We start from the raw sequence: 10,599 nt of genomic DNA on the forward strand, positions 1-10,599 counted from the left end.
GACGGACACCTGCCCGTATACCCGCCCCCAACAACCATCGTGATCAGGGTCCTGGCGTGCATGGATATGCCTCTACCACGCGAAAGGAACAAAAACCGCCGCCAACATAACCGACTTATCCTCATCGAAACCACGTAAACATCCAGTGAGAGGGTGTTTGGGGCACATTGTGGGCGTTGCGTCGGTGAGCTGGCTGCTGCCCTGCCAGCCGCGCGCTCCGTGGCTGGCGCAGATCTCTTTCAGCTGACGATCCGGAGTGGGGTCTCGAGCGTCCTTGCGAGGTCCTGGAGGAACCGGGCGCCGGTCGCGCCATCGATTGCGCGATGGTCTGCGGACAGCGTCAGCCGCAGGATCGCGCGCGCTACCATCTCGCCGTCAACGATCCGCACCTCCTGGGTGGCGGCGCCTACCGCGAGGATCGCGGCCTCGGGCGGGTTGATGACGGCGGCGAACTGCTCGATGCCGAACATCCCGAGGTTGGAGATCGTGAAGGTGCCACCGCTCATGTCAGCGGGTTGCAGGCGGCCGGCGCGGGCGCGCTCGGCGAGCTCCCGGCCGATGGTGGCGATCTCAGACACCGGCCGCCGGTCGGCGTCGGTGATGACCGGCACCACCAGTCCCGATTCCACCGCAACTGCGATGCCCAGGTTGATCCGCCGGTGCCGGCGCAGGACGTCCCCGCCGAAGGACACGTTGACGGACGGGTTAGTGCGGATCGTTGTCGCGACGGCTTTGACGATGAGGTCATTGATGCTCAGCTTGGGCCCACCGGTCGCGGCCAGCGTCTCGTTGAGGGTCGTGCGGAAGGCCGTGAGTGCCGTGATGTCGACTGCGCGCGTGAGGTAGAAGTGCGGAGCCTGCTGCTTGCTCTCGGTCAGCCGCTTCGCGGCCACCCGCTGTATCCCGGACAGAGGGAGCTCGTCGACATCCGCCTCGGGTGCTGGGGACCGCGCGGCGTCGCGTGCCGTCGGGGTTCCGTTCGGAGCCGGGCGCACCGGTTCGGGCAGGACGATGCCGTTGCTCGGTACGGTGTCGGCCACATGTTCCACATCGGCGCGTACGATCCGTCCCCCGGGGCCTGTGCCGACGATGTTGGCGAGGTCCACGCCCCGCTCGGCCGCAATCTTGCGGGCTAGCGGTGAGGAACGGGGACGGTCTGCACGGCTGTCCCCCGCGCTGTCGGCGGAAGCTCCGGCGCCGTCAGTACCGCCTGTGGTGTCCGTGCGCCCGCAGGTGGTCGAGGCGGGTGAGGCCGGGCCGGGGGCGGTGTCCGACGCCGGCCCGCCCGACGAGTCGGGGGACGACGCCGTGCCGGTCCCGTCGCCGATCACCGCGATGGGAGTGCCGATCGGCACTCGGCTGCCCTCATCGACAAGGATCCGCTCCAGGACACCGTCGTCGTACGCCTCAAGCTCCATGATTGCCTTGTCGGTCTCGACCTCGACGAGTATCTCACCGCTGGTGATCTTGTCGCCGACCTGCTTGCGCCACAGCATCACCACGCCGTCCTCCATCGTGTCGGACAGGCGGGGCATCGTGATCTCGGGCATGGCCCTTCCTCGGATACTCGGCGTCGGTCGGCGGAGGTGTCAGCGGCGGCCGACAGCGTGCAGGGTTTCGCGCGCCGCGGTGAGGACCGAGTCGACGGACGGTAGTGCGGCGTCCTCGAGCGACTTTGCGTAGGGGAGCGGCACCTCGGCCGCAGCGACGCGACGCACGGGCGCGTCGAGGTGGTCGAAAGCGCCCTCGGAGATCGAGGCGGCGACCTCGGCCCCAATGCCGTACGTGAGCCAGTCGTCCTCGGCGACGACAGCGCATCCGGTCCTGCGCACCGAGCGGACGAGTGTCTCGCGGTCCAGCGGGCGCAGCGACCGCAGGTCGACGACCTCGGCTGACACGCCCTCGGCAGCCAGTTTCTCGGCGGCATCGAGGGCGACGGCCGCCATCCGGGAGTAGCCGATGAGGGTGATGTCGGTGCCCGGTCGGGTCACCGCGGCTCTGCCGATCTCCGCCGTCGGCAGATCCTCGGGCACCTCGCCCTTGACGTTGTAGAGCGCGAGGTTTTCGAGGAACAGCACGGGATCGTCGTCGCGGATCGCGGTTCGCAGCAGGGCCTTCGCATCGGCCGGGGTGCTCGGGGCGACGACCTTCAGACCCGGGACGAACGCGTAGTAAAGCTCGATGTTCTGCGAGTGCGTGGCGCCGAGTTGCTGCCCGCCGCCACCCGGCGTGCGGATGACCATCGGGACGCTCGTCTGCCCGCCGAACATCCCGTAAATCTTCGCCGCATGGTTGACGATCTGGTCAATGGCGATGAGCGAGAAGTTGATCGTCATCAGCTCCACAACCGGGCGCAGTCCTAGCATCGCCGCCCCGATCGCGGCCCCGACGAAGCCCTCCTCCGAGATCGGGGTGTCCCGGACCCGCTTGTCGCCGAACTCGCCGAGCAGGCCTTCGGTGATCTTGTATGAACCCTCGAAGACGCCGATCTCCTCACCGATCAGGAAGACGTTGTCGTCCCGGATGAGCTCCTCGCGCAACGTGCTGCGCAGGGCCTCGCGGTAGGAGAGGACAGGCATGGGTGCTCCTTGCGGTACGAGTGAGGCCTGGATGGGTCAGAAGATGGGGTCGGCGGGGAGCCGCCGTGCCACGCTGGCCACCGGGGTTGCGTAGGTGTGGTCGAAAAGTGTCGAAACGTCCGGGTGCGGGCTCGTGGCGGYGAAGGCGACCGCATCATCCGCGGCGGCCCGTCCCTCAGCGACGACGGTGTCGAGCTCGGCCTCGTCGAAGACGCGCGCGGCGGCCAGAGCGGCGCGGAAGCGGACCAGCGGGTCGGCATCTCGGGCGGCCGCGACGTCGTCCGCGGAGCGGTACCGGGCGGGGTCGACGACGGAGTGGCCCTTGAGTCGCTTGCTCACCGCCTCAAGCAGGGCCGGGCGGCTCTCGGTGCGGGCCCGCTCAACCAGCCTCGCCGTGGCCGCGTGGACGGCGAGCACGTCCGCGCCGTCCACGCGTTCGCCGTGCATTCGGTAGGCCGAGGCACGCTTGAACAGCTCCGGCTCGGCCGAGGACCGGTCGACCGTCGTGCCCATCCCGAGGTCGTTGTTGACAACTAGGAAGACGATCGGCAGGTTCCACAGGACGGCCAGATTGAGCGACTCGTGGAAGGCGCCGATGTTCGTGGTCCCGTCACCCATCTGGCAGAGGACGACCTCATCGCCCCCGCGGTATGCGACGGCCAGGGCGGCGCCGGTGGCGAGTGGTAGTTGGCCGCCCACGATCCCATATCCGCCCAGCAAGCGGGCCTCGGTGTCGAACATGTGCATCGAGCCGCCCCAGCCCTTCGAGGTGCCGGTCGTGCGGCCGTACAACTCGGYCATGACCCGGCCCGGGTCGATGCCCTTCGCGATCGCGTAGCCGTGCTCGCGGTAGTTCGTGAAGAGGTAGTCGGTGGGGCGCAGTGCGGCCATCGCCCCGACCACAGTCGCCTCCTCGCCCAGGTTGAGGTGGCAGTACCCGCCGATCCTGGCCTGGGTGTAGCCCTGCGCCGCGCGCTCCTCGAAGCGGCGGATCAGTGCCATCTGGCGCAGATGTTGACGCAGCGTATCCGGGTCCTCGGAGCTGATCGGTGCGTGGTCAATCGTCGTCGCTTCGTTCCGGCGGCGGGCGGTGCGGGCGGCCATGAGGTCCCCTCCGGTTCAGCGGGTTCGTGGCGGGTTCGCGTGCACGGGCAGGCCAAGCGCGACGAGCGCGGCCTCCATGCCGATCTCGCCGAGCGTGGGGTGGGCGTGGACCGTCTCCGCGAGCTCATCGAGCGTCGCCTCGAGCGTCAGGGCTAGCGCGCCCTCCGTGATCAGGTCGCTGGCAGACGGACCGATGACGTGGACGCCCAGGATCTCGCCGTGAGCCGTACCGGCGACGATCTTCATGAAGCCCTCGGTACGGCCGAACGTACGGGAGCGACCCAGGCCTGCGAAGGGGAAGGTGGCGACGGTGACGTCCATGCCCGCCTTCCGGGCGGCCGCCTCGTTCAGCCCGACGCTCGCGATCTCAGGGTGCGTGAAGGTCGCGGCGGGGACCACGCGGTAGTCCATACGGCGGTCGTGCCCGGCGACCACGTCCGCCGCGACGAGGCCCTGGTGCGAGGCGACGTGGGCCAGCATGGCCCGACCCGTCACATCGCCGATCGCGAACACGTGCTCGACATCGGTCCGCATCCGGTCGTCGACCGTTACGAAACCCCGCCGGTCGGTGGTGACCCCGGCCACGTCGAGCCCGAGGTCCCGGGTGTTGGGGACGCGACCCGCTCCCACCAGGACGACATCCGCCTCGATCAACCCGGGCTCCGGGCCGTCCACGACCACGCGCAGCGGTGCGGCCACCTCGATGGCGGAGACGGTTGAACTGGTGAGTACACCGATCCCACGCGAGCGAAAGGAACGGGCTAGGGCGGCGCCGATCGCTGCGTCCTCGGCCGGGACCAGGGTCGGTTGCATCTCGACCACGGTGACCGCGGCTCCGAACTCGGCGAAGAGGGTGGCCCACTCGGCTCCCACGGCACTGCCGCCGACGATTACGACGCGCTCGGGCACCTCGGTCAGGCCGAACGCGCCGTCGGACGTGATCACACCCGGCAGGTCCGCGCCAGGCACCGGGAGCTCGGCGGGCCGTGAGCCCGTGGCGATGACGACATCGCGGGCGCTGACCGACCGGGTGGCCGTCGTGCCCGTAGGGGGCGCGGCGTACAGGGGCCCCCCGGGCCCGAGCGGCGCGTCGCCGACCTCGAGGATCTCGACCGAGGTCGGCCCCGTCATGCGGGCGTGGCCGGCGATTGTGGTGACGCTGTTAGCACGCAGAAGCCCCGCCACGCCGTCGGCCAGTCCCTTGACGATGTCGTCCTTACGGCGCCGGACGGCGTCATAGTCGACGGTCGGCTCGCCCGTGCACACCCCGAACTCGTGTGCTCGGCGGACCACGTCGAACGCCTCGGCCGAGCGCAGCATCGCCTTGGTGGGGATGCAGCCCCAGTTCAGACACACGCCACCGGGGCGTTCCTTCTCCACCAACCCCACGGAGAGGCCGTGCTGGGCGGCCCTGATCGCAGCGACGTACCCCCCGGGTCCGCCACCGAGGACGAGCAGATCGAAATCTGGCATGCCGGTGAGCCCTTCGACGATGGTCACCGCAGGGGAAGACACACCGCCCGCGCTGAGGTCGAGTGTTCTTTATCCGGAGCGCTGGGACCATGCCGAAGTGCCCAGAGCTGGTGGTCGGCTTTTGTGCACCATGCCCAAGCGTCGACTCGCCCGCCGTCCGTCGACCCGCCCGCTCCGGATAGCGGCGTTCCGCCGACAGAGGCGTATCAGGAAGCGGGTGGCTCGGGAAGCTCCAGGGCGCTCAGCGCGAGCGACAGCTCGACGAAGGGCCGCCGGCCGTCGAGGCTCCGTCCGGTGAGGACTGCGACGCGGTGCAACCGGTTCAATACGGTGTTGCGGTGACAGAAGAGCCGCTCGGCAGCCACCGAGGCTGACCGGTCGGCCTCGAGCCAGGCGGTCAAGGTGTCCAAGAGGGGCTTGGCTTCCTTGACAGGCAGGGCGAGCACCGGGCCAAGCCAGGTGTCGACGAGCCGGCGGCACAGCTCCGGGGAGCGGACGAGAAGGGATTCTGGGACACGTTCGTCGATGCTCACAAGGCCCGACGCGTTGACGGACACCGTACTCAGCGCCAAGGTAGCGAGCCGATGACCCAGAGCAACGGCGGCCAGGCCGCCGTCGACATGTGCGGCGGCCGCACGCCCGCCCAGCGCCGCGCCCGCATCGGACGACAGACTCGAAAAGGACGACGTCTCGGGCAGCGGGACGACCCCGACGACCGTATCGGCCCGTTCATGCCAAATCGACCGGATACGGTGAGCATCCAGCACCATCTGCGCGCGCCCGGCCGGTGACCGCTGCCCAGACAGGGCAGCAACTATTACCAGGTACCGCCCACCAACGGGCAGGTCGAGTTCGCCGGCTACGCGCTGCAGGAATGCCGCGTCGTCTGCACGCCCGGCCAGGAGGTCCTCGAACACCGCGTGGCGCCGTCGCTCGGCCCGGCGTAGCTGGTCGAGCTGCATTTGCCGGTATGCCGTGGACAGCGACGAGGACATGCCATCGACGACGGTCCAGAGCACGGTCGCCGCTGGGCCAATGATCTCCGAGCTCGCCCCGGTACGCCGGGCCGCACGCAGCAAGCCCTCCCACACGACTCGCCCGCCTAGCCGGAAGGTTCGCAACATCACCTCCAGCGGGACGCCCTGCTCCGCCCGGGCGCGGCCAATGCCCACCGCCACTTCGTCGTCTGTTACGTCCGAGACCTCGCCTGCGATTCGTTCGAGGACTCGCCGCAGGTAGGCGCTGCAACCCCGACGCAGATCATCCACTGACACCGTGTCGTAGGCTGCGATCCAGGGACGGTCGCCCGCGTGGACGGCGCCAACCAGCTCGTCGGTCAGTGCCTCCAGGCCAGCTAGACACTCGATGGCGAGCAACCGCGTCGCCGAAGCGGGAGATGCAGGGGCAGCAGCGGGTTCATCAAGGGCGGAGGTCGACGGTCTCGCCCCCTTTGCGCGGCTTGCCCAGCACGGCGTTTGCCTTCCGTCCCGACGCCAGGACGTGTAGTTCGCTCGGGTCACGGACGCGGATACGCGACGGGTGTCGCACCACGAGGCAGGCTGCACGCAGCTAGCGATCGCGCGACCACCATACGCCTCAAGTCGATCGCGTCTGCGAGCTCCTGCTGCTCGACCTTCACGATCAGGCCGTCGGGCACGAGGTCGAGCAGATGCTTGCTGATGCGCTGTTGCGCGACGCCAAATCGGATATGAGGGATTATTGGATCTTGGGAAGGTGCGGCACATCGGGCCGCAGTTAGGCCTGGTGATCAGACGACGAGGGCGAGCGGTGAGGAAGTGCCCGATCAACGGCTCTGTTCCACGTTGATCGGACACTCCTACCCTTGGCGCGGTGGCAGCGCACCTGACAAGGGTGTGGGTCGGGTAGTTGAGATGGTACGTGCGGCGGGTTGGGTTCTGTCTAAATGTTTCCGTCTTCAGTGGGGTGTGGGAGGGTCTGGGTCAGTATGGCGACGATCCAGGGCTGGTAGAGCTGCTGATGCGGAACGGATGGTCGGGACGGCTCGCTGGGGCGTTCTCCGGCGACCCCGGGCTGATTAACCTCAGGGCGGCCGWCCGGGTGGCTGTCGTAGCCCCCGTGTTGCTGGCCGTTACCTATCTGGWCGGCGGGGACGTGCGGCTGAGCCTGTTCGCCTGGTTCGGCTCCTACGTCCTGTTGGAGTTCGTCGAGTTCACCGGGCCGGCTAGTTCCAGGCTGATGGCCTATGCTGCGTTCGCACTCGGCGCCGTTCCGCTTCTCGTCATCGGGACGCTGTCTTCCCGGTCGGCCTGGCTAGCGGTACCGGCGACTGCATTGGTTGCATGGGTCGTGCTATTTTCCGGGGTCCTCAACGCGTATTTCGCCGTCGCCGGACAGGCCACGCTGATGGCCTTTGTCCTGGCGGTCATGACGCCTGGCCCTGCGTCGGCCATTCCGGAACGGCTTGCCGGCTGGGGCATCGCCATGGTAACGGCCGTCACCACGGCCATGGTGCTGTGGACGGAGYGGCCACCGACACGGCTGCGTGCCGCGCTGGCCCAAGCGTGCCGGTCGATGRCCGACGGGGTGGCGTGGACGACGATGYCGTCTGCGTGGTYTGACGGGACCGGGACGGAGGACGTCCACCCGATCTGGACCGATGTGTTCCATCTCCGCCGCAGGTTTGTCGAGACCGCGCACCGGCCCGGCGGTGTCGGCGGGCGCACTGCGGCGTTGGGACATCTGGTCGTGGATGTCAACTGGTTGGTCCCGTTCGCTGAACCGCGCGCGGACCGGGATGGGCTCGCGGCGGTCTGCTTCCGCCGGGAGGCGGCCGAGATCCATGCCGCCGCCTCTGCCACGCTCACCGCCGCTGCCGATCGGCTCGACCGCGGTCCACGGACGGGCGGGCCGCTAGGTCTAGACCGCCTAGAGCGGGCTGAGAGAGGGATGCGTACAGCCCTGCTGGACTACATAGAGCGGTCAGGTCACCGGCTGGTGCCTGATGTTGCTGTGTCAACCGCCCGATCAGCCCACAAGTCAGCCGATTCTGGTACCGCGGGGTCGAAGCTGCCTCCGGCGGACCTCGCTATCGCCGAGGCGTTTCGGCTGCGCAGGCTGGCCCGGGGTACTCGGGAGCTGGCGGTGAACGTGCTGCGGGTGACCGCCCCGGCGCCGTCGCCGCGCTCCTGGATACGGCCGCGTGGCTGGTCGGACAGGCTAAGAGGGCTCACCCGCCGCGGCGTCGCCGCTACCGATCTTGCCGCCGGATACGCCAGCCTGCGGTCCGTGTGGTTCCGCAACAGTGTACGCGGCGCCGTGGGGCTCGCTCTCGCTGTCGCTGTGGCCCAGAACATCGAGGTGCAGCACGGCCTCTGGGTCGCGCTCGGCACGCTGTCGGTCCTGCGGTCAAACGTGGCGGCGACCAGCTCGACGATCCTGCGGGGACTGCTGGGCACCGGGATCGGCATTCTGGTCGGTGGCCTGTTCGTCGCCCTGGTCGGCGCCCATACCGTGGTGTCGTGGCTGGTGCTGCCACTGGCCATGTTCGTCGCTGGCTACCTGCGGCGCAAACCGTCATTCGTGCTGGGGCAGGCAGGCTTCACCGTTGCCATCCTCATCCTTTTCAACATCATTGAACCGTCGGGCTGGCAGGTGGGCCTGGTTCGCATCCAGGACGCGATGATCGGTTTCGGGGTGAGCCTGGCTGTGGGAGCGCTGCTGTGGCCCCGGGGAGCGGCGATGCTGATCCGGCGCCGAGCCGCCGCCGCTTTCCGGACGGGCGCGGACTTCCTCGGCCTGGTCGTCATGCGGGCACCCGGTGACGACGATCCGCCCAGCGCCCGGCCGCGGACCTCGCCATGGCTGTACCCGCCCTACACGGGCACATCGGGCTATCCGGGCAGCTCCGTGGACACCGCCGCCCTACCCGCGAGCCGGGTCGACACCCTCTGCGCAGAGAACACCGATACCGCACTCCCGGACGACGGGGCCGTCTGCCGTCTCCGTCGGGACGAGCACATAGCCGCCGCCGCACGCGACGCCCTCCGCGCCGGACGTCTGCTCGACGACGTGGTCCGCCAGTACCTGTCGGAACAGCCCAACGATCGGGTCGACGTCGACGCGCTCATGACCATCGTCGGTGGAGCACTGCGGCTACGCCGGACGGCACAGCTGCTGCGGGCCGGCGACGTACCCTGGCCAGCGGACATCCTGCGGTCCGGGGGCGATGTTAGCGCGACAGCCTCGACCATGGAGATCTCCGCCGTGCTGCCCGATCTGGCCGCAGCCCAGGAGGCGGTCAGGGTGGAGGCGGCCGAGCTGTGCGCCTGGTACCGGCGATTCGCCGAGGCACTCGATGACAGCAGGCCACCACTACCAGCAGACCCGAGCACTGGTCCAGGCCCGGCCAGCACGGCGGCACTGGCCGTGGTGCGTCACGGCGTCACGGCGCGCCGACGCCCGGAAGTGCGTGCCGGCGTGGYGCTGGCAGCACGCGCGACCTACCTCGACATCCTCTGGGATCTGCGACCAATGCTCACCGACGCGGGCACGGCGCTCGCTCACCGGCCGGGCCGACCCTGGGCTAGCCGGCGGAGGACAGCCGAAGGGCGGGGAGCGGCCGCCGGGCCAAGACCCGCCCCGAACGTTCGGCGTGCCCGCGGGTGACAACACTGTCGCCGAAGTACGCCTGTCCTTCGGGACGAGAGTCAGTGTGCTTCGCGGTGCCAGGTGCATCGGCGGTGCAACGGACACGGTGAATCGGCCGCGCGCTGTTACGGCCGCTCGGCTCGTCGGCTGTAGCTGACGCCGGTCGTGTGTGTCCTGGACCAGCCCGCCACACACGATCTATACATCGTCACAGATCGTGAGCTGAGCGTTGTAGCCCTCCAAGGCGCCGCCGTCAGCGCCGTGCATCGGATGGCTGTCACAGTTGCGTCGGTGGAAGCTATAGCTCAATGCCGTTTAGCTTATTTTTGATCATGCTGCTGTGGTGAGTGGGTGGAAGCGRATCGTGGCGGGCCCGGGGTGGCGGGTAGAAGCGGGTTCGGGCCGGTGGGGTTTCTTCTTGTGGTAGTCGTTGTGCTGCCCGCGTTTGATCTTGCGGTGGCAGGTCCGGTGCCGCCGTGGCGGGTTCAGCCGGGTGGTGATCTCGGTGTGGAAACGGGGCAGGGCGGTGTGCCAGTCCTAGAGGGAAAATAGGGGCGACTGGTGAGCGGGACTTTCCCCACGGGGACGTGCCCGTGCCGGATCAGGCGGCGTCGGCGGTCTGGTCGGTCCTCCTGGTGATGACGGCGTCGTAGCCGAGGGCGTTGAGCTGGRCTGTCAGCCGCTGGGCGTGGCGGGCGGGGTCCTGGCGGCGGGTGAAGTAGTCGGCACCGAGGTCGTGGTAGGGCTCGTCGCGGTCGAGCATGTGGTAGATCGCGACGAGGATGGAGTGCTCGACCGCGACGCGGGCCTTGGC

General features: G+C 68.9%; 6 protein-coding genes and 1 pseudogene. 1 reads left to right on the forward strand and 6 read right to left on the reverse strand.

What is annotated here, in order from left to right; translation table 11 throughout:
• Window positions 1-239: 239 nt before the first annotated feature.
• The 5 genes from CC117_RS04110 to CC117_RS04130 form a co-directional block, all read right to left on the reverse strand.
• Complete coding sequence (locus CC117_RS04110) at window positions 240-1,550, reverse strand: dihydrolipoamide acetyltransferase family protein (RefSeq protein WP_071082435.1); 1,311 nt, start codon at window positions 1,548-1,550, stop codon at window positions 240-242.
• Between the two features lie 39 nt (window positions 1,551-1,589).
• The gene (locus CC117_RS04115) at window positions 1,590-2,579 is read right to left on the reverse strand and encodes an alpha-ketoacid dehydrogenase subunit beta (protein WP_071082436.1); all 990 of its coding nucleotides are present in this window, start codon (window positions 2,577-2,579) and stop codon (window positions 1,590-1,592) included.
• Window positions 2,580-2,615: 36 nt separating this feature from the next.
• A complete protein-coding gene (gene pdhA / locus CC117_RS04120; RefSeq protein ID WP_071082437.1) occupies window positions 2,616-3,683 on the reverse strand; it encodes a pyruvate dehydrogenase (acetyl-transferring) E1 component subunit alpha in 1,068 nt (355 codons plus the stop codon).
• 15 nt (window positions 3,684-3,698) lie between these two features.
• A complete protein-coding gene (gene lpdA, locus CC117_RS04125; RefSeq protein WP_071082439.1) occupies window positions 3,699-5,156 on the reverse strand; it encodes a dihydrolipoyl dehydrogenase in 1,458 nt (485 codons plus the stop codon).
• Between the two features lie 206 nt (window positions 5,157-5,362).
• The gene (locus tag CC117_RS04130) at window positions 5,363-6,532 is read right to left on the reverse strand and encodes a PucR family transcriptional regulator (RefSeq protein ID WP_071082438.1); all 1,170 of its coding nucleotides are present in this window, start codon (window positions 6,530-6,532) and stop codon (window positions 5,363-5,365) included.
• A gap of 622 nt (window positions 6,533-7,154) precedes the next feature.
• Here CC117_RS04130 and CC117_RS04135 point away from each other — a divergent pair.
• A complete protein-coding gene (locus tag CC117_RS04135; RefSeq protein ID WP_071082440.1) occupies window positions 7,155-9,803 on the forward strand; it encodes an FUSC family protein in 2,649 nt (882 codons plus the stop codon).
• A gap of 583 nt (window positions 9,804-10,386) precedes the next feature.
• On the opposite strand, the pseudogene CC117_RS04140 reads toward CC117_RS04135, so the two are convergent.
• Window positions 10,387-10,599, reverse strand: a pseudogene (locus tag CC117_RS04140) (IS110 family transposase); the annotation flags it as partial.

Source organism: Parafrankia colletiae, assembly GCF_001854655.1.
In the GTDB taxonomy this organism is placed as follows: domain Bacteria; phylum Actinomycetota; class Actinomycetes; order Frankiales; family Frankiaceae; genus Parafrankia; species Parafrankia colletiae.

Excerpts from the sequence above, each read along its gene's own strand:
- CC117_RS04110 (WP_071082435.1), bottom strand. The coding sequence starts at position 1,550 with ATGCCCGAGATCACGATGCCCCGCCTGTCCGACACGATGGAGGACGGC.
- CC117_RS04115 (WP_071082436.1), bottom strand. The coding sequence starts at position 2,579 with ATGCCTGTCCTCTCCTACCGCGAGGCCCTGCGCAGCACGTTGCGCGAG.
- lpdA (WP_071082439.1), bottom strand. The coding sequence starts at position 5,156 with ATGCCAGATTTCGATCTGCTCGTCCTCGGTGGCGGACCCGGGGGGTAC.